This window comes from Oceanobacillus profundus, from assembly GCF_003515705.1.
Classification (GTDB): domain Bacteria; phylum Bacillota; class Bacilli; order Bacillales; family Amphibacillaceae; genus Oceanobacillus; species Oceanobacillus profundus.
In genome coordinates this window covers 24,656-48,843 of sequence record NZ_QWEH01000005.1, presented here as the reverse complement: position 1 = coordinate 48,843, position 24,188 = coordinate 24,656, and the positions used below count along the sequence as shown (strand labels likewise).

The window sequence follows — 24,188 nt, the reverse complement described above, 5'->3', positions numbered from 1 at the left end:
AAGGTGGATATTATGATTAACCAAGAGAAGAAGGACCATATTTTATCACTTATTGCTGAAATAGCTGATATTCAAAAGGATGATATTAAAGATGAGAGCACCTTTGAGGAAATCGGTATGGATTCACTTATGGCTTTAGAATTAGCTGTTCGGATTGAGAGAGAATTTGAGGTATTTATACAAGAAGAAGAACTGATGAATTTAAGAAAGGTGGAGGACGTTTTTTTATTTGTTGAACAAGGAGGTTTCATCGATTGAAATATAACCTTCTCCCCAAGAGGATGTTGTTTTTTTACTCCCATTATTTTAAACAACACAATGACTCCTTCTTTATAAATAGATTTAAAAATATTCTAAGGAGTTTTTTCATAGGAGCCTTTGCACCATTAGTAATACCTTCGCCAATACTCCTAAATAAACTCCTAGAAAAAACAAACTCACAGTTTTATAGAGGTTTTTCTTATGAAGGTACCGGAATTGGATTTGCGATCAAGTCTTTTTTTAGAAAGAATAAAGCATCGTCTTTTGAATCAAAAGTAAATCAACTCTCTCCTAATTCTATATATCAATATTATGTAGGGTTAGGTTGGTTATTACACTTTATTTATCGTTATAAATCTAAAAAGTATGCTGATTTTGGACAAAGTTTAAATCATAAATATTCCCTTATTATGTTCGATGGTGTTGGTTTTAAGATCGGACTATTCCAATACTTCTATTCCAAAGAAAGTATTAATTTAATAGAAAAATTTACCGAGAATCAAAAAAGAGTTTGTTATCAAGGTTTTGGCAGGTCTTTATGGTTTATAAGTAGATTTAATTGGGACACTACGCTAAAAAAACTAGAAGAATTAGGAGAAACATTCCCATACCGGAATGATATCTTGAGTGGAGTTGGATTAGCAGTAGCGTACAGTAAATTTGATGATTTATTACTAGGTTTTAAGATAATTGATTATCTAAAACATAAAAATCAAGAGGATTTTATTTCATTCTTACAAGGCTTTGCTTATGGTCTAGAAGCTAGAAGGCTCCAAGACCCATACTTATGGAGGTCTAATATAGACAATATTCCTGAGAGTTTAAAACATAAAGTTAACCAGTTAATTGACTATGTTTATAGTGTGAAAAATAATTTGGATAAAACTTGTAACAACCATAATTTTTACATGCATTGGGTAGATGGGGTAAGACAAAAAATAAAGGAGAATGTATATGTTTAAAAGGAAAGAAACCCTATTAATTATCCTTATTAGTATAGTCTTAGTTATTCTAACAGCTTGTAACGAGGAAGTTACAGAAGAAGTAAAAGACTATGGTTTTGAATATAAGGACGTTACGGAAAAAACAGGTATTGAATTTACGCATAAAAAGCCACAGTTTGATAATAAAGTTGATAATGTAATGCCCTGGTTATCATCCACTGGGGCGGGTGTGTTTTTAAATGATTATAATAATGATGGCTATGTTGATGTCTATTTAGTCAACTCCAAAAAAGGAACAAGTAATTATCTTTATAAAAATAATCAAGACGGTACTTTTACTGATGTAACTAAAGATTCAGGTATTGGGCTTGTGAATGAAGAGGGTATCTCGGAAACAGCATTATGGTTTGACTACAACAATGATGGATATCAAGATTTATTTGTTGGGGCATGGGGAAAAAGCCAGTTATTTAAAAATAACGGGGACGGTACTTTCGAAAATGTATCAGCAGAAGCTGGTGTAAATCCCGAAGGATACGCGGTAAAGGCAATTGCACTGGATTATAATCGAGACGGGTTTCTTGATTTATATATAGGAAATTATTTTCGAGATGAAACAAACCTATGGGACCTTAAATCAACCAAAATATTTCATAATGATTTTGAAAAAGCAAGAAATGGTGGAGAAAATATCTTATATAAAAATAATGGTGACGGTACATTCTCCGATGTTACAAAGGAAATGGGGGTAGAAGATCCAGGTTGGACATTAGCAGCAGGATCAGCTGATTTAAACAAGGATGGTTGGCCAGATATCTATAACGCAAATGATTTCGGCCCCGATTCCCTATATTTAAACCAAGAAGGGAAAGGGTTTCAAAAAATAGTTCAAAAGAGAGGGATTGGAGACGATACCTTTAAAGGGATGAATGTCGATTTTGGAGATGTATTCCACGATGGGAATCTAGCAAATTATGTAAGTAATATAAGTAAGGAGAAGTACCTACTAGAAGGAAACCAACTCTGGCATATGGATGAAAGTGGTAAATTTGTTGAAAAGGCAGAAGATCTAGGCGTTAAACAAGCAGGATGGTCTTGGGGAGCAAGGTTCTTTGATGTTAATAATTCAGGAAACATGAGCTTAGTTGTTACAAATGGATTTATATCTGGTAAGAAAGATGAGGATTATTGGTTTGAGATGGGGACATTAGCTACTACTCCTGGTGATGTCGTTCAAGATGCGAAAAATTGGCCTGCAATTGGAGAGAAGAGCATGTCCGGTTATGAACCAAAGGCTTTATTTTTATATCAGGATGGAAAGTTTACCAATGTAGCGCAAGATGTCGGTATTGACTTTGTTTATGATGGTCGTGGGGTAGCGGTAGCTGATTTCGATAACAATGGTACTCTTGATCTGATATTTGCCAACCAAGGTGCTCCTTTAAAAGTTTATAGCAATGAACAAACTAATCAAAATAACTGGATTAAAATTGATCTAAATGGTGTGTTTCCGAGTAATAGGGAAGCTGTTGGTACCAGACTTACGTTTACAAATAATGGCGTGGAGACCGTAATCGAAAAAGACGGGGGAAATAGTTTTGGTGCACAAAGTGACCCTCGAGTCCATTTAGGTTTAGAAAAAAGTACGGTACTAGATAAATTAGAAATACAATGGCCGAGTGGGAAGGAACAAGTCTTTGAAGATATTAATGCAAATCAAATTATTTCTATTACCGAAGGAAACAACAACTATGAAATATTGCAAAAGGGAGCTGCTTTTAAAGGTAGCGAAGTAGATAATGAGTAAATTAAAAGCAGGAATTATTGGCTCAGGAAAGATTGCACAAGTAAGACATATTCCTGAATACCTTCAAAGGAATGATGTAGAACTAGTTGCAATTTGTGACGTTAATCTCCAAAGGGTAAAGAAAATTGCACAAACCCACAACATTTCGTTTGCTACCAATAAACAAAGTGAGATATTGCAGTCGTCCGATATAGAGTTAATATCGATTTGTACCCCTAATGCACTTCATTCAAAGTATGCATTAGAAGCACTTAACCATAACAAACATGTACTTGTAGAAAAGCCTATGGCAACCAATCTCAAAGATCTTAAGAAACTATATAAGACTGCAAGAAAGCATAACCTTGTTTTGATGCCTGGTCATAATCAACGATTCGATCCGGTACACAGACAGGTAAAAGAATTAATAGATAACAAAGCTATAGGAAACATTATTCAATTTACTTCAAACTATCAACATCCAGGTCCACAATTTTGGAGTGTCGATAAAGAGAATAGTTGGTTTTTTAATCAAAAACTGTCCTCATTTGGAGCACTTGGGGATTTAGCAATCCATAAGCTAGACCTAATACAGTGGTTAATAAATCAAACTTTTAGTGAATGGTTTGTGGCAAAAAACAAGGCACATGATAGCCGAGCATCTATTTCTTTACGTACAAGGTCAGGAATTGTTGGATCAATTAATGTTAGCTGGAATAATCCACTTCAAGATCATAGAACCGTCTTGTATGGTACAAAAGGAACTATTGTTTTTGGAGAGGAACTTCATGAGGTTAGTATTCATAGGTTTAATGGCGAAACTAAGATTGAACGAATTCAACCAATTCTAAGGAAAGACGGAAAGCCAAATTCAGGGATTATTGACCATTTTGTCGAATGTGTAAAGGGTACAGAGAGTTTATCCATTGATTCTAAACATGTAAAAAATTCGTTAAAAGTTATTTTAAGTTAATCGATAGTATTTACCTCGCTAATTAATATACTTATTAAACAATAAAGATAATGTTACAAAAAAGGATGCCGCTTTGGCATCCTTTTTAAATGTGTGCTAGGCATGGGACTAGGATCTGAAGGTTATTTAATTTTCCCTTCTACTCGATTTCATACCAGTCCAAAGGAGGTTTATCTAATTGTATAGGAATATTTAACACCTTGCTTGCTTCTGTTAGCAATTCTCTGCAAAAGAAATAACTCTTGTGCACTACAATTTTATCCTCATATATTTCCTGGTAGTTAATATCATGGAGCTCGTATCCTTTATCTTTACGTGCCAAAACAATATTAACTTCTTTTCCCCATAACCAAATTCTCTTTCCGTAGTGACCTGGGAGACCAAAACGCAATGACCCATTCTTCACTTCGTCTTTATTATATTCTTGGAAACCAGGGGAAGCATCATTGAAAATTTGACTACTCATTAGATTTAATATACCTTCCACATTCCCATCATTAAATGCATTTAAGTATTTATCTATGATGGGATCTATGTTTTCAACATTGCGTGGCTGAGACTCCCCCTTGTCTTCTAACTTTTTTATTTCTTTTAATTTTTTCCTTGATCTATGGATGGATGAATAGATGCCATTCTCAGAAATATTTATCATGCCTGCTACTTCAGTAGCTTTAAAGTTAAATACGTCCATCAATAGAAAAATAGCTACTTGATTTGGTGGGAGGTGTTGTATTAATATTTCCAAAGCTTCTCTAATAAGGAATTTGGATTCTTCTTTTTCATCAGAAACTATTCCTTGGTAATCAAAAAGGTCTTCAAGGAATACTTTGCTTTTTCTGGTATTATCAATCCAGGTGTTGGTTGCAATTCTAAATAAAAAGGCTTTTGGATTGATAGTACTCCAACGTTGACTTAATGAGGCAAATGCTTTTATCAATGTATCTTGAAAGAGATCTTCACCGTCCCAAGCAGACCTGGTAAGATATTTGCAGTACCTCCATAAATCTATTCGATAAGGTTTAAGTATCTCATTAAAATCATTATGTAAAGTTCTTGTATGTTCTACTATAGTTTGCACTTTATCTTGTTCCTTCATATAGATCCCTCCTAATTTTAATTATATTAAGTATAAAAGGAATAGGGTGCAAAATACTAGTAATTTTCAAAATAAAATTATTCTTCGCTGTATAATTAAATCGAATACCAAAAGTATCTAATAATAATCCTTAGAGAAAGAGATATGAAAAATAAAAGCTATTATTTTATCTGTACGTATGCTGAATCCTCTAGTATATGTGAACAAATAATTATTCCTATAATCTACTTAGAATTAACCTTATACGTAATTGTTATTTCAAATCTAATCCAGAGGTTGGCTAGTCCAAAATCATTATTTTCGGCTCATTTATTTAAGCATTGCAGAAACCTATCCTTCTTAGCGTTCCGCCAAAAAGATGTTTTACTTTCCTGGTTTTGTTAGAGAATAGGTTTAACTTGGTTAATAACTCTATAATAATTTTTTCTGTTTCTTTTTAGAAGCCTCGTACAATTCCAGTAGTATTTTCTCCGAATTCTTATTTTAACTTCTCGAAAGTATATTTTGGCTAAAAATGCATCAAAAAGTTGCTTTATTTTTGAATTATTCCCTTGCTTCCTTTATATCCCATGGCTTAGTACATACGTCGCTAACAAGAAGCTTTCACTTTTGTGCGTTGCATAACAATTCATTTTGTTGTGTAAAAATACATTTAGCGCTATAATAATTCCATTCAAATATTAATTGAAGAATGGAGCAGCGTATGATTACAGCATTTCTAACTTATTTTCTATTAGGACTAGCACTTTCTTTAACACCTGGAGCGATGACAGTTCAAATGGTTCAACAAGCATTGAGGAATGGATTTTTAAGTGGTTGGTTTGTAGGTTTAGGTGGGATGACCATCGATTTAACATTAATCACTCTTATTTATTTTGGTTTTTCCCAATTTTTAACGTATCCAATCGTGGAGTCTGTAATGTGGTTTATGGGCTTTGTGTTTTTATTAGCCATCGGGATTGAGAGTTTAAAAGACTCAAAAAAACCAGTAGATTTCAGTGGGGCAGCTCCAAAAAAATCCATTGCAAAGGCATATACATCTGGATTTTTCATGGCGATTTCACCAGCTAATATTGTTTTTTGGATTGGAATATTTGGACCGTTGCTTGTATCTTCTTTAAGTGATGGAGCAGGAACACATTTTGTAGTTGTTGCAGCAGGAATCCTGCTTGGTATACTCGTCCATGATATTGGATTAATGAGTATTATTCATTATTCGAGAAGATTTCTGAATCAAACGATTCTAAAGGGTGTTTCCATTATTGCTGCATGTATACTGTTTGGCTTCAGTTTATATTTTGGTTACGAATTTATTCATCAATTTTTATAGGGAATTTAAAAAATCTTGCTTCAAAAATAAATGAGGCAAGATTTTTTTATTGCGACTTTAAAACCCTAACCGCCCTGCATATTCTTCGGTTTCCCAGTCTTGTCTTATCGTTCTTCGCTGATTCTCTTGTAAGTCTTTGACAATTTTCTCTACATCTACCTGCTGTTCATAATGCCATTGGAGAGCAACTGACATATAGAGCTCATTAAGCTGGGCAATGGACAGTCCTTTTGTTTGCTTCGCTAATTGAGCAAGTGCAGCTGCATCTAAAAATTGTATTAGCCCTTTTTTATGCAGATATTCATTTCGTAATGCTTCATCAGGCTGTTTGATCTCATAAGCACGATCAAAGCGGCCAGCTCGATTAATCAAGGCAGGGTCAATTTTTTCAGGGTAATTAGTTGTCCCGATTAAGAAGATACCTTCCTTAGATGTTGCACCGTCTAATGTGTTCAAGAATACAGAACGAACTTCTTCAGGCATGGAATCGATATCTTCAATGATAAGAATCATGGGTGCCATTTTTGTAACAGTAGAGAAAACTTCCTTAATCGAGTAGCTGGATGTATATTCTGTGATTTGCCAATAAACAACTGGAGCGGCAACACTGCCTGCAATGGATTTGACGAGCGTTGTTTTTCCATTTCCAGGAGAACCATATAATAGAATTCCACGTTTGTAAGGAATATTATATGCTTTAAAAAATGCTCCACTCTTCAAGAAAAATTCATCGATGGAACGGTAAATATCTGTTTTTACATCTTCCTCTAAAAGTATATCTTCTCGTTTAATTTGATAAGTAATTTGTTCTCGTGATCGTTCTAAGCCATCCTCTGTATCGGTGAGCACATTAATACCGTCTAGCATAAATTCCCTTTGTTTTTCAGTAATGAAGTTAAGGAAGCTTAGTAAAGCTTCGTCGTTCCTTGCAAAGGTAAATTCCCTTTCATATTCCATATGACTTTGATAGATTGGTATCTTTACGATAGCAACCTCATAGTTTGGAAAGTAAAAAATATTATTTGTTAGAGAGGCTTTAATCACATATTTTTCCGTATTGTTATATGTAATGGCTGATGTACCAACAGCATCGTAGACACTTGCTAAAATTTCAATATCAGCTTCATTTCGAGAAAGAATTTGCTCAATTGTGTCGTCAATTTCAAGTCCTTCTTCGGATTCATAAAGCTTTAAGTCAAATCCAAGTTTTTCAATAAATAGCTCTTTTACTTTATCGATTGCTACTGCATAGTCATAGTAATGGGGAATTGTCACACTATCTGTATCACTGAATTTAATTAATGATGGATTCTTTTTCAATATAGATTTCCACTCGCCTTCTGCCTAAGTTTATATATTTCAATGAAAATAATTCCGAGAGTTATCACAATTATCATACCATATAGCCGTGATGCTGTAATGAAATTATTGCCATCTAGTTAGAAATAAATGTGAATTTAAAATAAAGTCATACAGATTATGAATTAGGAATCGACTGCTTTTCCGCTGCGAAATCAATCTGTTTAATTGAGAATAGTTATCAATTGTTGTATAGTAGATAGTAATGAACCAAAAACCAGCGTAAGGAGAATAGATAATGCAAATATACTGGACTAAAATAAATAAGATTATTGAAGAAACGCCTGAGGTTAAAACGTACTTGCTCGACTGTCCGGAAGACTTTACATGGGAAGAAGGTTCCCATACCCACTTTGCACTGGAAGGTTTTAATGCGGGAGATAAACCAAACCGCAGTCTGATTCGTCACATGTCAATCTCCACTTTACCGCACGAAGATTCAATCGGTATTACAACACGCATCAGAGAGCAATGTTCTGAGTTTAAAACGATTTTAAGCAATCTTGAGGTAGGAAATGAAGTTGCAATATTTAAAACACATTCCAATGTACCACTTAAAAGAGAAGACAAAAATGTTTATCTGCTGTCATCGGGTGTTGGTCTGGCAACTTTCAGACCGCTTGTGCTTGATTATTTCGAACGTGCTGCAGGCGTCAATCAAATTCATTCGCTGAACATCGATTCTTCAAAAAAATTCTTATTCACTACTATTTTTGAAACCGCTCCTGATAAGAAGTTCACATCACAGTATGTCGATAATCGTAAAGACTACTATGAAGAAGTGAAAAATCTTGCTGCAGACAAAGATGGACTTTTCTATGTTGTCGGAAGCGACGAGTTCCTCATACAGAACATTGAAGTATTGCGTGAGCAGGGTATCAATCCAGAGCAGATTATGCTCGACAAGCATGAACGACAAAGACTTGAGTTTTTATCATTTGATTTGTAATTTAATCGAGACAGACTATCTTCTAGGCAAATACTGAATAAATGTTCCATTAAGGGGCACGACTGTGGAACAGCAGAGATAGAAAATGAGCAAATTTTTTATGAAATTGTGGATCCGTTTTGGTCAATCCTTTCAAAACGGATTCTTTAAATTTAACAATGTGGGTTTGCAAGATGTTTTTAATTTTAGTGCTACAATAAAAAATCGTATATTTTGATAGAAATCTTTGCTGCCTTTTCAAAAACTCCTTCCCAAATCTTTATTTTTTGCAAAATAAAAGGGCTCTAAAAGCCCTCCTATTTATAATTAATCAAAACTCGAAAATAGGTTATTCAATGCCTCACTCATGGATGGATGTGTGAAAATATTATCTTTTAATCGTGTATATGGTAATTTAGCTTCCATTGCAATTCGCACGGTATTGATTAATTCATGTGAACCTGCGCAAAATAACGTACATCCTAAAATATCATCTGTGTCCGGGTCAATAAGAGCTTTCAAAAGTCCGTCTGTTTGCTTGATAATACGGGCATAAGGAACCCCTGCTGCTGGAATCGATGCTACTTTATAGTCAATACCTTCTTCTTTAGCTGTCTTTTCATTGAGACCAACATGGGATAGGACAGGTTCGATAAAAACGGAATATGGTATATTTTTTCGTTCCTTTTTCGAGTAATTGCCATCACCAAATAATTGATCACGAACGATACGGAAATCATCTAATGAAATATAAGTAAACTGTGGACCGCCATTGACATCCCCTAATGCCCAAATGTGATCGGCATCTGTCTTCAAGTAATCATCTACAACAATTGCTCCTTTATCATTCTGTTGGATGGAAGTGTTTTCCAGTCCTAAACCTTCCGTGTTTGGTTTTCTGCCGGTTGCAACTAGGAGGGCAGAGCCAGTCAATTCCTCAGTCTTATCTTCTTTCTGGTAAGTGACAGCAACACCACCATCTATATTCTTAACCGATTGTACCCTGCTTTCTAATTGTAGCTTAATTCCTTTTCCTTCAAATATCTTTTGTACTTCACTTGCAATGTCACGATCATCGTTTGACAAGAATTCCTCGGAGCTGTCAATTACTGTAACCTCTGAGCCAAAGTTTGCATACATCGAAGCGAATTCCAAACCAATATACCCACCACCAATGATAATTAGCTTTTCGGGCAGCTCATCGCGCTCTTGGAGAGTTGTAGAAGTATAAACATTCACCGTTTCATCGATTCCATCAATCGGCGGAATGATTGGAGATGAACCGGTATTTATGAAGAACTTTTCCGCACTTAGCTCAAGGGATTCAGTTTCCGAGCTAAGTTGGATCTTTTTATCTTCAATAAACGTAGCTTTTGCAGTATAAACGGTAATGGTTTCCTGATCATTAAGCATCTTAAAATTATTCTCTCTTAAAGCAGCAGTTAACTGATCTTTTTCTTGAATCGATTCCTTGTAATAGGCTTCCTTGGACTCGCTGGAATTAGCTTGCTGTTCGGATTGGAAAGCAAGCGATTTTGTTGGGATACAGGCAATGTTAATACATGTGCCACCATATTGTTTAGCTGATTGCTCTATCATAGCAACTCGCTTTCCTGCCTTAGCAAGTGAACCTGCTAACGTTTTACCACCTTTTCCAAAGCCGATAATAATTGCATCAAAATGTTCCATTTAAATCATCCTTTCATTAAACTATTACCTTAAAGGTCAGAAATTAAACGAATAAGTTACTTTAGTAAACAATCGGAGATAAAATTGGTAAACTTTTTATAAAAGGGAGTGATGTGATTGAAACGAAAAGTGATTATAAATGGATATGAAATTGATGGATTGGAATTTCAAATGGAAACATTACCAAAAGGAAATCGAAAAGTGAGTTTTGCTTTTAAAGTGTCGAGTGAGGAATATCATGATATAACAACATTGCTTTATAAGAATGACTTTACCTTGCAGATTCCTGAGGAAAATCTTGAATTACAAGCTACTATCCATAATTACGCTACTTCCATTACAAACTTGTATGAAGCGAATGCCGTTGGAGATTTTCATCTTGAATTAGTGGAGAAACAATAACTTTTATTACGACAGCTTGCGCTAATTAGAGGTCACATGCGATAATGAGCAAAAATGGAATAGGATGAAAATATGGCTACTATTGTTGAATTAAGAGTGAAACCGGATTTTACTAAATACTACAAAAATAAATTTCCTTTAATTTCGGAAGAAGTAATTACAAATCCAGGAGCTTTGTCTGAGGAAGGTACAATAGTTCATTTAGTGGACCAGCATGGACAATTTCTTGCAAAGGGTTACTATGGCAAGCAAAATAAAGGACTGGGATGGGTGCTATCTTTTAATGAAAATGAAAAGGTGGACACTGTCTTCTTTAAGAATAAAATGCTAGCTGCAATCAATAAAAGACAGTCATACTATAACGACGAAAATACAAACGCATTTCGTGTTTTCAATGGTGAAGGTGACGGTATTGGTGGATTAACGATTGACTATTTTGATGGGTATTATGTAATCAGCTGGTATAGTAAAGGAATTTACACCTTTAAAGACAAAGTTATTCGCGTGCTTGATGAACTTGGAGGATATAAAGCGATATATGAAAAAAAGCGCTTTGACACAAAAGGACAATATCTTGATGACGATGACTTTGTAAAGGGAGAACAGGGAGAGTTTCCAATTATCGTTAAAGAGAATGGCATAAGTTATGCGGTTCATTTGAATGATGGTGCAATGGTAGGGATTTTTCTTGACCAACGTGATGTTCGAAAAGCAATTCGTGATCATTATGCGAAAGGAAAAAATGTTTTAAATACATTTTCTTATACAGGCGCTTTTTCCGTAGCAGCTGCACTTGGAGGTGCTGCAAAGACGACCAGTGTAGACCTTGCAGGGCGTAGTAAAAGTAAAACAATTGAGCAATTTGCTGTAAATGGGATTGATTATGAACAGCAGGATATTATCGTGATGGATGTGTTCGATTATTTCAAATACGCGAAACGAAAAGAATTGAAATTTGATTTCGTTGTCCTTGATCCGCCGAGCTTTGCCCGGTCAAAAAAGCATACGTTTAGCACAGCGAAGGATTATCCGGGCTTGATTCAGGATACATTAGCGATTACCGAAAAGAATGGCATTATTGTAGCATCTACAAATAATGCATCATTTGGAATGAAGAAGTTCAAAGCGTTTATTGATAAAGGATTCAATGGAATGAAATATAAAATTCTTGAAGAATTCTCCTTGCCGGCTGATTTTCAAGTAAACCGTAATTTTAATCAGGGGGATTACTTGAAGGTTATCATCGTACAGAAGTTAGGTTAGCAAAACACCCGCTTTGATTTGATGCAAAGCGGGTGTTTGATGTTTCGGATGGGTGTTGCTTGGTAAAGGGTGGGCAATGCTCGAAATTAGTTGGTTCCTGCTCGTCCTGACGATAGTAAGCTGGAATAATAATCTGTAAGTAAAAATATAAAAAGTTATAAAAACGCTTGTATATTTATTCTAAATAATGCATAATAATTCATATACAAATTACAAGAGGATGTGAGTTTTATCATGACAATGGTTAAAGAAGCGGATTTGATAAAACAGGAGCTAAAGGGACGGGATTTTTTAACACTTGCTCATTATACAACGGATGAGATTCATTATTTATTAGAACTAGCGGATTATATTAAAAAGCAGAAGCAGGAAGGCATTTCATTTGAACCACTAAAAGGAAAAACATTAGGGATGATTTTTGAAAAGTCGTCTACAAGAACGCGTGTATCCTTCGAAGCGGGTATTTACCAATTAGGTGGTATGGGAATTTTCTTAAATTCAAAAGATATACAAATTGGCAGAGGTGAGACAATTGCTGACACGGCACAAGTACTGTCTGGCTATTTGGATGGAATTATGATTCGGACATTCTCTCAAGCGGTGGTAGAGGAGCTTGCCGCATTTGCTAGTATCCCTGTTATTAATGGATTGACAGATTTGTATCATCCTTGCCAAGTGCTTGCAGATTTGCAAACGATTAAAGAAGTAAAGGGAACGCTGGAGGGGAAAAAGGTAGTTTATATTGGAGACGGAAATAATATGGCGCATTCCCTTATGCATGGAGCTGCCAAAATGGGGATGGAGCTAGTGATTGCTGCTCCTGCTGATTATTTGCCTGATCCAGATGTAACCGCAAAAGCACAGGAAATAGCAGCTGAACACAATGCAAAAATTAGCATTGAGGTGGACCCTGCTTTAGCTGTACAAGATGCTGATGTTATCTATACAGATGTATGGGCAAGTATGGGGCAGGAGGCTGAGCAATCAAAAAGAGAAAAGGATTTTGACGCATACCGTGTAGATGCAGCTTTGCTAGCCAAGGCAAAAGCAGATGTTACATTTATGCATTGTTTGCCTGCACACCGAGGTGAAGAGGTAACTGCAGAAGTAATTGATGGAGCACATTCTGTTGTTTTTCAACAGGCCGAAAATCGACTTCATGCACAAAAAGCATTGATGACAGCATTGATGAGCTAAATATTTAAGAGGGCTATCGCAAGCAGGCGGTGGTCCTTTTTGGTTTTGGATTTTGGACCGTATTTACCTTAAATTCGATAGTGAGCAAACAGCAACCATAATAAAAGAAAAGATTGAAAACCATCGTTTCCGCCCATTAAACCCTCATGAAACACGACAAATATACAATTTTCCCCATTGATTTCTGAAAATAAATACTATATAATTTTTTGTTATAATCAATATTTGTAAGAAATATTAGAAAAATAAAAGGGAGGAATGGAAAATGGCGACAACATCTGAGGAAACATTACGTTCTTATTTAAAGTCATATCGAGCTTATGATCCATCCGTCATTCCAGATCAACAAGCAATTACCTTTCTAACTAATAAAACCGGGTTACCACAGGTTTGGAAATGGGATGGTCGAACATCTGAGGTTCAACAATTTATCGAGCTGCCGGACAGGGCACTTAGTGTAAATCATTCTCCATCTGGGGAAAAAACGATAATCGGATCCGATATAAATGGGAATGAGAAACAGCAATTTTACTTAATCAGCGAACAAGGAGCAATGGTAGAAGAGCTTGTTATCTCAAAAGAGCATTTTCATCACTTTGGTGGATGGTCACCTGACGAAACAAAAATTGCCTTCTCCAGTAATCGCAGACATCCAGGTTATTTTGATGTGTATATTATGGACATTGCAACAAAAAAGGAAGAAGTAGTGTATCCGTATGATGGAAATTGTAATCCGATTTGCTGGACAAAGGATGGGAAGGGATTAATTTTAAGCATAGCGGATACCAACATTGATAACTCCCTATATATATTTGATTTAGAAACAAAAGCAATGACGAAGATTGGTAAGGGAAGTATAAGTGCAAGATATCATTCAATACAGCTAACAAAGGATGGAAAAAAGGGCTATCTTGTAACAGATGCAGGTCGCGATACATTAGCTATTCATTCCTTTACATTCGATAATCCTGCTGAATTAGAACAACTGTCACAAATTGAAAAATGGGATATTGAGGAAATAAAACTATCTTCGGATGAAAAATTACTAGCTTATACGATAAATGAAGGCGGAATTTCAAGACTTCAAATTTACCATTTGAAAGATAAAGCGATATTTGAAGTGACAGGATTGCCGTCTGGCGTATACAACTCTTTATCATGGATGGATGATGCAGAGCTTGTCATCGAAATAAAAAGTGCGATTCTTCCAGGTGACCTATGGTCAGCAGATTTGAAGGAGAAAAATACGAAGAGGCTTACTTATGTTGGAGAAAATAAAGATATTCATCACTTATGGACAGAGCCGGAGCTATGTCACTATTCCTCTTTTGATGGACTTGAAGTGCCTTATTTTCTTTATGGTAAGAAAGACTACGCACAGCCTGTCATGATTTATGTACATGGGGGTCCAGAGAGCCAGATTAGAAACGAATATAATCCTGTTATACAATTTCTAGCAGCTCAAGGCTATGCAGTAGTTGCACCGAATGTACGTGGCAGCATGGGCTATGGAAGGAAATACGTACAATTGGATGATGTCCGTAAACGTATGGATGCCGTAGCTGATTTAAAGTGGCTTGTAGAAGACCTCGTAAGGCGTGGTGCTGATCCTGAGAAAATTGGCATTATGGGACGTAGCTATGGAGGTTTTATGGTACTAGCGGCAATTACACACTACCCTGAATTGTGGGCAGCAGCCGTAGATATTGTTGGTATCTCACATTTTAAGACGTTCCTTGAAAATACAGGACCATGGCGCAGGCGATTAAGAGAGAAAGAGTATGGTTCATTAAAAGAAGATGTGGATTTTTTCGAAGAGATTGCTCCATTAAATCATACAGATAAAATTATATCTCCATTACTTATCTTCCATGGCAGAAATGACACGAGAGTACCTGTTAGTGAAGCAGAGCAATTGAATCGGGATTTAGAGAACCAAGGAAAAGAAGTGGAACTTATTGTTTTTGAAGATGAAGGACATCAAACAGAAAATATAAAAAACCAAATTGAAATGAATACGAAAATCGTTGCGTTTATGAAAAAGCATTTGCAATAGACGTCCATTATACTGGGGGAACAGTTATGAAAAGAATATCGAGAAATTGGCTGTACACATTTATTGCTATAGCATTTATTAGTATCGTTCTTGCTGGTTGTGCTAGTGAACCAGATGAAGCAGGGGGGACAGAAAATGATGGGAAACAACATGGTGGAGAGTTAGTAATTGCCACTGTTTCGGATGCAATCTCATTAGATCCAGCTGGAGCAAATGATGTTCCATCGTTCGATATCCAATTTAATATTTTTGAGAAGTTAATTAAGCACGATGAGAATATGGGACTACAGCCAAGCCTTGCAACAAGCTGGGAAGCAGTGGATGATACAACTTGGGAATTTAAGCTTCAAGAGGGAGTAACCTTTCATGATGGAACCACATTTAATGCAGAGGTAGTAAAGGCAAATATTGAGCGTATTATTGATGAAGATGTGGCAGCTCCTACAGCCTATTTGCTCGATATGATTGAAGAGGTCATTGTTATTGATGATTATACGGTACAAATAAAGACAGCATATCCGTTTTCAGGTCTGCCAGCACATTTAGCACATTCAGCTGGAGCGATGATCTCTTTGGAACAAATTGAGGCAGATTATGCTGCAATGGAAGAAGGAGCAGATCCAGGAAGTGTTATTAATGAAAAACCAATTGGTACAGGCTATTTTAAATTTGATGAGTGGAGTCCTGGTCAATATATCCGCTTAGTTAAAAATGAAGATTATTGGGATGGAGCAGCATTGCTAGACTCGGTCACATTTAAGGTTGTTCCAGAAGACCTTACTCGTATTGCAGAACTAAATACAGGAGATTCACATGTCACTAATCAATTAAGTTCTTCCGATGTAGCACAAATTGAATCAACAGAAGGGTTAGCGATGTTGCAACAAGGAAGTGTTTCCCTAGATTATCTTGGTTTTAATACACAAAAAGAGCCATTTGATGATGAGCGTGTTCGACAAGCAATTACGATGGCTATAAATAAAGAACAGATAGTAGATGGTATTGCGAATGGCTATGCAATACCTGCTGCAGGGCCACTTGCGCCAAATGTATTTGGTTATGATGAAAATTTAGAAGGAATTGCTTATAATCAAGAAGAAGCAAAGAAGCTATTGGCTGAAGCTGGTTATGAGGATGGTTTCTCCACTTCCATCTGGACCAATGAGACACGAGAGCGTCTGGATATTGCAACCAACATCCAGTCTCAGCTTTCGGAAATTGGGATTGAGGTAGAGATTGAAATCTTCGAATGGGGTGCATATTTAGAGAAAATTGGTGAAGGTGAGCATGATATGTTCATTTTAGGGTGGTCAAATGGAACTGCCGATGCGGATAACGGATTATATCCATTATTCCATTCTGAGAATATGGGACCACCAGGAAATAGAACCTTCCTTGATCATGGAGAGTTAGATTCTATTTTAGAAGAAGCACGCCAAACGGCGGACGAAGCTGAACGTATAGAATTATATAAACAAGCACAAGAGTTGCTCGTGGAGTTGGCTCCAATGAATTATTTGATGCATAAGGATTATTTATCAGGTCTGCGTAAAGAAGTGAAAGGATTATCGATGCTACCTACAAAATTCCTGCTTCTTAAAGATGTATATATTGAAGAATAGACTTTTAAGGGCTGATGGAGAAATCCATCAGCCTGCTTTTTTAGTGTTAAAGGTTGAACCCTGTTTTGTCCCCGCAGTAATTAGGTTATAATGAACAATACAACTAGCTAGAAGGAGTACGAATACATGCAAACATTACAGAAGCTTTCTGATCGTCTTTTCTACCTTCCGTCATATCAAAAGACAGACCGGCCGATTTTAGCAAGTATTGTGGGAGATAATCAGACATTGTTGATTGATGCTGGAAATTCATCCAGTCATGCACAGCTATTTAAGGAGCAATTGGCGTCTCATAATATCATTGGTGATATTTTAGCCCTTACACATTGGCATTGGGATCATGTTTTTGGCTTACGTGAAATGGACATGCCTTCCATTGCCAATTTTATGACCTATGATAAAGTGAAGGAATTACAGGAGTTTTCATGGGAAGATAAGGAGCTGGATGAGCGTGTTGAAGCAGGGATCGAAATCGCGTTTTGTGCGGATGCAATTAAGTTAGAGCTTGGAGATGCGCGTGACGTTATTATCCCGGATCCTACGCTTATTTTTGAAACTCGAATGCAAGTGAATCTTGGTGGGGTCATCTGTATCATCGAATACATCGGTGGGGATCATTCACCAGACTCCAATCTTATTTATATACAGGAGGAAAAGGCACTATTTCTTGGAGATTGTCTTTATGCAAATATGTATGCAGAAAAATGGCATTACACAATTGAAAAAATGGGCGCACTTTTAGAGAAGATAGAAAGCTATGATGCAGAATTATTTTTCCTGTCCCATCATCCAGCACCATTATCAAAAGCCGAATTCGCAAACTTTTCTGCGTTATTGAAAACAAGTGCAGCATTAACAAAAAAGCATGAAGGGAAACAGGAGGAGATAGTAAAAGCAATGGCCTCACATTTCCAGCGTGAATTAACAGAAGAGGACTTAGAAATTATCGGTTATTTTGTAAATGGTTATGCTAGATAAAGAAAAAAGATAGCCTAAGCTTCATCTTTTTTGTGAATAATAGTATCTATCAAAATGAAAACAAGGTATTCGCCTAAAGTCTTGACGAATACCTTGTTTTTTTAATTACTGCTCTACTGTTAATCCTTGCATATCAATTTTCATTACGCTCACATGATAATCCGGAAGTATTGCTTGCAGTGGTTCAGTTATAGCTGGTCCTTCACCTTTTGGTGCAAAAGAAATCATCGTTGGACCAGCACCGCTAATAACAGTTCCATAGGCACCATAAAACTTTGCCTCTTTACGAATTTGATCATAGTTGGGGATTAGAGCTGAACGATAGGATTCATGGAACATATCCTTTTCCATCATTTTTCCGGCAAGTTCGTAATCACCTGCTAAAAGTGAGGCAACAACGAGGTTACTAATTCCGCTGGCTGCTGCTGCATGTTCTCTTGTGTATGAATCTGGAAGAACCTGTCTTGCAGCTTCTGTTTTCAATTCAGTATTGGGAATATAGATAACCAGATCAACATCTAATGCAGGTGCTTGAAGCCAGTTGATTTCATTGCCAGTTAAGGTTGAAATAATAAGCCCGCCAAAGAGTGCCGGTGCGATATTATCTGGATGACCTTCAATTTCTGTTCCATACTGGAGTTTATCTTCACTGCTTAAATGAAGATCGCAAGCTTGGTTTGCGAGTTCAATACCAGCTAGAATTGCAGATGCACTACTGCCTAATCCACGAGCGAGTGGAATCTCGCTTGTTTCGATAACTTTACATACTGGTAATGTTGTTTGATGCCGTTCTGCAATTTTTGCAGCAATTTGGAAAATGAAATGATCCTGAAAATTATCATTAGAAGAAAGAGAAGGGGAGGTGAACTCCCACTTCTCCGATTCTGTTACTTCCAATGTTAGATACAGATTTACTGCTAGACCCATGGAGTCGAATCCCGGTCCGATATTTGCTGAGCTTGCCGGTACTGAAATACGAAACGGCCTCATTGATTAACCAGCTCTTCAATATATTTCATAACGGCAGCTTCATCATTTTCTAAGGAAACAGGATTAATTTCCAACTGGTCAATAGCTGTTTGTGGATCTTTCAGACCATTTCCGGTTAATACAGCGACAACCTTACTTCCTTTTTTAATGGTTCCTTGCTTGCATTGTTGAATAACACCTGCAATGGATGCGCAAGATCCTGGCTCTGCAAAGATACCTTCCTTGCTTGGTAGTAATTTAAACGCGTTAAGAATCTCATAATCGGTTACAGATTGGATCAAACCACCAGATTCTTCTTTTGCATTTACTGCTAGTTCCCAGCTAGCAGGGTTGCCGATACGAATTGCCGTAGCTACTGTTTCTGGATTTGGAATGACTTTATTTTGCACGATTGCTGCAGCGCCTTCTGCTTCAAATCCAAACATTTGTGGCAGACCGGTTTGTTTTTTCTCGTGATATTCTTTAAATCCTTTCCAATATGCACTGATGTTACCAGCGTTACCGACAGGAATTGCCAGAATGTCAGGAGCAGTTCCAAGCTGGTCACATACTTCAAATGCTGCCGTTTTTTGTCCTTCCAGACGATATGGATTGACCGAATTCACTAATGTAACAGGTGCTTTTTCGCTAACTTTACGCACCATTTGCAATGCTTCATCAAAGTTTCCATCAATTTCTACAATTTCTGCACCGTACATGACAGCTTGGGCTAGCTTGCCTAGTGCAACTTTTCCCTTTGGAATAACGATGATCGCGCGAATTCCTGCTCGTGCGGCATAGGCTGCAGCAGCGGCAGAAGTGTTCCCGGTAGATGCACAAATAATGGATTTGCTTCCTTCTTCAATTGCTTTTGCTACTGCTACAACCATTCCTCTATCTTTAAATGATCCAGTCGGATTAGCACCTTCGACCTTTCCATACAATTCAATTCCTAATTCCTCAGAAAGTGTCGGGAAATGAATTAATGGTGTGTTCCCTTCCTGCAGTGTGAGCGCAGGTGTTTGATCAGTAACTGGTAAATATGCTTTGTAATGACTTAGAAGTCCTTGCCAGCTCATGAAATAGCATCTCCTTCAACTTTGTAATAGCTTTTTACTTCCAAAACAGCATCAAGACCTTTAAGCTTTTCTAAGGCATGCTGGAAGTTTTGGAGTGATGTTTGGTGTGTAATGAAAATAATTTCAGCTACTTCATCCTTGTTAACAGGTGTTTGTAAAATACGTTTAAAACTAATATCCTGATCATGGAATAAAGCAGAAATGTTTGAAAAAACTCCAGCTTCATCTTTCGCATAGAGTCGTACATAATACTGTGCATAGCGTTTATCAGGTGCTTTCAATTCTTTTTTGAAATGTGGTTCAACAAACTGATTTCCAGATACACCTAGACGCATATTCTTAATGACAGAGACAACATCAGAAACAATAGCGGTTGCTGTCGGTAAGCTACCTGCTCCAGGACCATAGAACATGGTCTCGCCAACTGCTTCTCCATAAACATAAACAGCATTAAATTCATTTTTTACCGATGCAAGGGGGTGCGTTTTTGCAAGTAATGTAGGCTGTACATTGATCTCAAGCTCATGATTATCAAAGTTTGCATAGCCAATCAATTTCATTGTATAGCCTAGCTTGTCACCATATTGTAAATCCTCTAATTCGATTCCTTTGATACCAGATACTTCGACATCATCCAGATCTACCGGTGTTGAAAATGCAAGTCTGCCAAGAATCGCCATTTTCCTTGCTGCATCAAGTCCTTCTACATCTGAAGTAGGATCTGCTTCAGCAAAGCCAAGCTTCTGCGCTTCAATTAATGCATTTTCATAGCTGACGCCTTCACTATCCATTTGCGTTAATATGTAATTGGTTGTACCATTAACAATCCCCATTACTTGTCCGATACGATCGGATGCAAGTCCATCGACGATTCCGCGTAAAATTGGAATTCCGCCAGCAACACTGGCTTCATAGAAGAAGTCACATTTATTGCGTGTAGCAGCATCCTGAAGTTCTGGGCCATGCAATGCTACAAGATCTTTATTAGCGGAAACGACATGTTTATTCGAAGCAAATGCTTTTAAAATATAATCCTTTGCTTCGTCAATGCCACCCATTACTTCCACAACAACATCAATCTCTGGATCATTTAATACATCATCCGGATTCGTTGTCAGAAGGTCTTCCTCTATGTCAACATCACGCGATTTCTCCAAATTACGAACTAATACGCGCTTCACTCGTACATTACAATTTAATTGATGTGCAAGCTTTTGTTGGTGATTTTCAATTAGCTTAATTACACCCGAACCAACAACTCCTAAACCTAAAAGACCAACAGTAACTTTCTCACTCACTTAATCACCTCTTATTTAGTCCTTCACTAAAGAACTAATTTGTATATTTAATTCATTTAAACACGAATGCTAAAGTATAGCAATAGTGAATTTTGAAACAATTCAATAAAGCGTTTTCAAGTGATGATCAATGAACAGAGCCAGATGTTCATGATAAAAAATCCGTATAACTATTATAACATTCTCGGAGGTATGAACAAAAATGGGGACTGAACAATAAACTAATACAAATAAGCCGATGATGAGGAGGGGTAACATGAGTGAAGCGATTGCAGGGGCAATTTTTCTCATTTGTTTAGTAATTGGAATTACTGTCGGGTATTTCATAGGGTATGTCGAAGTTGGCAGCTCCATCGGACTTGGACTTGGTTTAATCAGTTTACTTTTTTGGCGGAAGAAAAATCGGTATAGATGAAACTATTTACGCCTCTATCCGTATTGAAAATATATGAGATAGAAGGAGACATAAAGCATGGAAACATTGAAATATACGTGTAAGGATGTTCTTTTCTTTTCCAAAAATCATAAAATGATTGTTTACGACAAAGATGGACAGGAAATCGGTGCAGTTATTCGAACACATCGCAATGAAGCAAGAAATGAAACGGTTCGAAAAGGGTCCTTCTATGCATTTGAGGATGAAAATGGCACGTTGCTGACTTCTATTAGTGTGAAAAAGCAAGGCTGGAAAAGTCTTGAAGGATATAGCTACCATTTATCCGATTATCAGGAGGATAAAATATATGATATTCATGATGTGAAATGGGCATCCTTCATTTATTTTCATATAAAAGGATTTATTCAAACGAATAAGTTTGAAGCTTATCAAGATTGGGATGGATCCCTCATATTGAAAGCAGATAAGAAGAAATACGCTTCTATCAGTTTTAATGAGATTACGTTCAACGTAACATTTAAGATTCTAGAACATCCTAGTGATTTTTTAATTTCGCCAGCTTTTTTGACGCAGATTTATTGTATGTATCGGTTGTATGATATGGAGAGTAAGGTGATTGAGGAGTTGTTGTTTTAAGAAAAAATGGCTTTGTTGAAAATTGTTTCAGATGGTAAGTGAAAATTATTACGAATCAATTTTCTATAAAGATGTTTGGCCCCCTTTTCTTTATCGATCTAAAGGAATGGGGGCGTTTTAGTTCAAACAAGCGCCTAGCGAATCTCCTGACAAGCAAAATGATAGAACTGTAAAGCTTCCTCACTCGAATCAAACCCCGCTTGAGCAGATTGGGCGCTTCCGCCACCCTTTCCATTAAAAGCTTTAAGATGTTCTTTGAGAAAATCTCCACATGAAAATGCAGCAGTACCGTTATGAGCTAGAATTACTTTGTTATCTGTGGTCGTAGCAAATACAACGGACAACTGGTGCTTTGTTGCTATTTGGGCTGCTAGTTTCTGGATTTCCTTGAATGGTTTATTCGAGAAAACATGGGTGATAACAGTTCCATCAATATTAGAAAGAAGCTCTTTTGTCAGATACATATCATTCTGTTCCTTTAACTTTGTAAGCTGTGATTGCATCTGTTTATGCTCTTGACCCCATTTCTCAAAGCGATCAAGGATATCCTTCCTACCAGTATTAAATTTTTTCGATAGAACATCCGTAATATGAAGTGTTGCTTCGAAGTCCGCTAATGCGCGGTAGCCGCATTTGAAATGGATTCTTGTTGTTCCTTTTATATTTTCAGCATGAAATAATTTGATCATACCAATTTCACCAGTTCGAGACACATGTGTACCGCCACATGCATTGTATTCAATTCCTTCAATCTCAACGATGCGGATATTTTCCGTTACTTTTGGCAATTTCACTAAAGAAATTTCTTTTAATTGTTCATTGGTAACAAAGTAGGTCTGTATTGGATGGTTTTTATAGATCTGCTTATTTACTTCGGTTTCAACTGCTTGCAGTTGTTCTTTAGTTAATGCTGTCTGATCAATATCAATTGTGACATCTTCTGCTCCATGATGAAAGCTTATCGTATTAGCCTGAAGAAGCTCTCTGAATATTGCTGATAATAAATGCTGTCCGCTATGCTGCTGCATATGATCAAATCTTCGTTGCCAGTCGATAGTGCAAGTTATTTCCTGCGTTCTATCTGGCAGCTGTGCTACTTTATGCAGGACTACATCTTCTTCTGTAAAAACGTCAAGAACTGGAATTCCATTGATATTCCCTAAATCACATGGCTGACCGCCGCCATGAGGGTAAAAAGCCGTTTCTTCTAAAATGATAAATAAATCTTCATCACGCTCAATTGTTTTAGCTATGTTTGTATTCCATGTTGTTATATAGGGTGAGTTGTAATAAAGTTTTGCTGTCATAATTTATTCCTCTCATTTACTATGTTTTATATGGATGATATGTAATTGATCTTATGATACCATTAATCATCCCATATCCTGTAACACTTTCCTTGAAAAATCGACTAAGGAAAGAAGGGAGATGATCAACATGTTACGTATATTTGTGATTTTATCTTTGTTATTAACTGGAGTTGCAGGGTGTGCAACAAGTTATTCAAAAGATCAGGCAGAAAATGAAGAAGGAGCAAATCATTTTACTTCCCCGCCGCAGTTAACCTTAATAGTTGATGGTGATTCATATGCTGTTGCCCAGGGAGGCTATAGCTGGTCATATGAGAACACAGACGGTACAACTGTCAATGTGGCGGCAGATTCTATGTCTCCAAGTGAAATGGTAAATGGTAGAAATTCAATTGAAGTGGATGAAGATACAGAAATAACGCTGCAATTTGAAATGGACCCTGCAGATTATAAAGTTAAAATCTGGGATAAAGATAATACTGTGAAGGCAGTGTATGATAAAATAGATCTATCAGAATACAGAGGGAATGTCATTTATGAAGTTTATGCAAACTGGGAGCAAGGATCATCTAGCTATGCGTTCTTGCTTTATATAAGATAATGAATCGTAAAACT

The 24,188-nt window shown here is 36.7% G+C and carries 22 protein-coding genes; 15 read left to right on the top strand and 7 right to left on the bottom strand.

Going from position 1 to position 24,188, the window contains the following annotated elements:
• The first annotated feature begins 12 nt into the window (after positions 1–12).
• Genes D1B32_RS09350 through D1B32_RS09335 form a run of 4 tightly spaced genes read left to right on the top strand, consistent with a single transcriptional unit; the run spans position 13 to position 3,964 of the window.
• Positions 13–258 (top strand): acyl carrier protein, encoded by a 246-nt coding sequence (locus D1B32_RS09350; protein WP_095312347.1) that lies wholly within the window; start codon positions 13–15, stop codon positions 256–258.
• A complete protein-coding gene (locus D1B32_RS09345) occupies positions 255–1,223 on the top strand; it encodes a DUF1702 family protein (RefSeq protein WP_095312353.1) in 969 nt (322 codons plus the stop codon). The genes D1B32_RS09350 and D1B32_RS09345 overlap by 4 nt, the downstream gene beginning before the upstream one ends.
• Positions 1,216–3,012: a CRTAC1 family protein gene (locus D1B32_RS09340; protein WP_118889176.1), complete on the top strand. Its 1,797-nt coding sequence runs from the start codon at positions 1,216–1,218 to the stop codon at positions 3,010–3,012. The genes D1B32_RS09345 and D1B32_RS09340 overlap by 8 nt, the downstream gene beginning before the upstream one ends.
• Positions 3,005–3,964 (top strand): Gfo/Idh/MocA family protein, encoded by a 960-nt coding sequence (locus D1B32_RS09335; protein WP_118889175.1) that lies wholly within the window; start codon positions 3,005–3,007, stop codon positions 3,962–3,964. The genes D1B32_RS09340 and D1B32_RS09335 overlap by 8 nt, the downstream gene beginning before the upstream one ends.
• 139 nt (positions 3,965–4,103) lie before the next feature.
• Here the strand turns inward: D1B32_RS09335 and D1B32_RS09330 are convergent, their stop codons facing one another.
• Positions 4,104–5,060 (bottom strand): sigma-70 family RNA polymerase sigma factor, encoded by a 957-nt coding sequence (locus tag D1B32_RS09330; protein ID WP_095312361.1) that lies wholly within the window; start codon positions 5,058–5,060, stop codon positions 4,104–4,106.
• 703 nt (positions 5,061–5,763) lie between these two features.
• Between D1B32_RS09330 and D1B32_RS09325 the strand changes: the two genes are divergently transcribed.
• Positions 5,764–6,390: a LysE family translocator gene (locus tag D1B32_RS09325; RefSeq protein WP_095312363.1), complete on the top strand. Its 627-nt coding sequence runs from the start codon at positions 5,764–5,766 to the stop codon at positions 6,388–6,390.
• A 57-nt stretch (positions 6,391–6,447) separates the two neighbouring features.
• Here the strand turns inward: D1B32_RS09325 and D1B32_RS09320 are convergent, their stop codons facing one another.
• Positions 6,448–7,710, bottom strand: a complete 1,263-nt coding sequence (locus tag D1B32_RS09320; protein WP_240033762.1) for an ATP-binding protein — start codon at positions 7,708–7,710, stop codon at positions 6,448–6,450.
• A 277-nt stretch (positions 7,711–7,987) separates the two neighbouring features.
• Between D1B32_RS09320 and D1B32_RS09315 the strand changes: the two genes are divergently transcribed.
• Positions 7,988–8,698: a dihydropteridine reductase gene (locus D1B32_RS09315; RefSeq protein WP_118889173.1), complete on the top strand. Its 711-nt coding sequence runs from the start codon at positions 7,988–7,990 to the stop codon at positions 8,696–8,698.
• 306 nt (positions 8,699–9,004) lie between these two features.
• On the opposite strand, the gene D1B32_RS09310 is transcribed toward D1B32_RS09315, so the two are convergent.
• Positions 9,005–10,366 carry an FAD-dependent oxidoreductase gene (locus D1B32_RS09310; RefSeq protein ID WP_118889172.1) on the bottom strand — a complete coding sequence of 454 codons (1,362 nt, stop codon included), beginning with the start codon at positions 10,364–10,366 and terminating at the stop codon, positions 9,005–9,007.
• Positions 10,367–10,495: 129 nt separating this feature from the next.
• Here D1B32_RS09310 and D1B32_RS09305 point away from each other — a divergent pair, with 129 nt between their 5' ends.
• From D1B32_RS09305 to D1B32_RS09280, 6 genes are all read left to right on the top strand, one after another.
• Positions 10,496–10,768, top strand: coding sequence for a DUF3219 family protein (locus D1B32_RS09305; protein WP_379601565.1), 273 nt, complete (start codon positions 10,496–10,498; stop codon positions 10,766–10,768).
• Between the two features lie 72 nt (positions 10,769–10,840).
• Positions 10,841–12,031: a class I SAM-dependent rRNA methyltransferase gene (locus D1B32_RS09300; protein WP_118889171.1), complete on the top strand. Its 1,191-nt coding sequence runs from the start codon at positions 10,841–10,843 to the stop codon at positions 12,029–12,031.
• 234 nt (positions 12,032–12,265) lie between these two features.
• Positions 12,266–13,228: an ornithine carbamoyltransferase gene (argF, locus tag D1B32_RS09295; RefSeq protein ID WP_118889170.1), complete on the top strand. Its 963-nt coding sequence runs from the start codon at positions 12,266–12,268 to the stop codon at positions 13,226–13,228.
• 265 nt (positions 13,229–13,493) lie between these two features.
• A complete protein-coding gene (locus D1B32_RS09290) occupies positions 13,494–15,284 on the top strand; it encodes a S9 family peptidase (RefSeq protein ID WP_118889169.1) in 1,791 nt (596 codons plus the stop codon).
• Positions 15,285–15,310: 26 nt separating this feature from the next.
• Positions 15,311–16,906, top strand: a complete 1,596-nt coding sequence (locus tag D1B32_RS09285) for a glutathione ABC transporter substrate-binding protein (protein ID WP_118889168.1) — start codon at positions 15,311–15,313, stop codon at positions 16,904–16,906.
• Between the two features lie 126 nt (positions 16,907–17,032).
• Positions 17,033–17,884: an MBL fold metallo-hydrolase gene (locus D1B32_RS09280; RefSeq protein ID WP_118889167.1), complete on the top strand. Its 852-nt coding sequence runs from the start codon at positions 17,033–17,035 to the stop codon at positions 17,882–17,884.
• Between the two features lie 105 nt (positions 17,885–17,989).
• Here D1B32_RS09280 and thrB read toward each other — a convergent pair whose 3' ends face one another.
• The 3 genes from thrB to D1B32_RS09265 are packed head-to-tail and all read right to left on the bottom strand — an operon-like array spanning position 17,990 to position 21,230.
• Positions 17,990–18,874 (bottom strand): homoserine kinase, encoded by an 885-nt coding sequence (thrB, locus tag D1B32_RS09275; RefSeq protein WP_118889166.1) that lies wholly within the window; start codon positions 18,872–18,874, stop codon positions 17,990–17,992.
• Positions 18,871–19,932, bottom strand: coding sequence for a threonine synthase (gene thrC, locus D1B32_RS09270; RefSeq protein ID WP_118889165.1), 1,062 nt, complete (start codon positions 19,930–19,932; stop codon positions 18,871–18,873). The genes thrB and thrC overlap by 4 nt, the downstream gene beginning before the upstream one ends.
• Complete coding sequence (locus D1B32_RS09265) at positions 19,929–21,230, bottom strand: homoserine dehydrogenase (RefSeq protein WP_118889164.1); 1,302 nt, start codon at positions 21,228–21,230, stop codon at positions 19,929–19,931. The genes thrC and D1B32_RS09265 overlap by 4 nt, the downstream gene beginning before the upstream one ends.
• 256 nt (positions 21,231–21,486) lie before the next feature.
• Here D1B32_RS09265 and D1B32_RS24025 point away from each other — a divergent pair, with 256 nt between their 5' ends.
• Both D1B32_RS24025 and D1B32_RS09260 read left to right on the top strand, forming a co-directional pair.
• Positions 21,487–21,645 carry a hypothetical protein gene (locus D1B32_RS24025; RefSeq protein ID WP_168927291.1) on the top strand — a complete coding sequence of 53 codons (159 nt, stop codon included), beginning with the start codon at positions 21,487–21,489 and terminating at the stop codon, positions 21,643–21,645.
• A gap of 57 nt (positions 21,646–21,702) precedes the next feature.
• Positions 21,703–22,263, top strand: a complete 561-nt coding sequence (locus D1B32_RS09260) for a hypothetical protein (RefSeq protein ID WP_118889163.1) — start codon at positions 21,703–21,705, stop codon at positions 22,261–22,263.
• A gap of 134 nt (positions 22,264–22,397) precedes the next feature.
• On the opposite strand, the gene D1B32_RS09255 is transcribed toward D1B32_RS09260, so the two are convergent.
• Positions 22,398–23,570 carry an alanyl-tRNA editing protein gene (locus tag D1B32_RS09255; RefSeq protein WP_118889162.1) on the bottom strand — a complete coding sequence of 391 codons (1,173 nt, stop codon included), beginning with the start codon at positions 23,568–23,570 and terminating at the stop codon, positions 22,398–22,400.
• Positions 23,571–23,700: 130 nt separating this feature from the next.
• Here D1B32_RS09255 and D1B32_RS09250 point away from each other — a divergent pair, with 130 nt between their 5' ends.
• Entirely contained in the window at positions 23,701–24,174 is a 474-nt protein-coding gene (locus D1B32_RS09250) for a hypothetical protein (RefSeq protein WP_118889161.1), read from the top strand.
• Positions 24,175–24,188 lie beyond the last annotated feature (14 nt).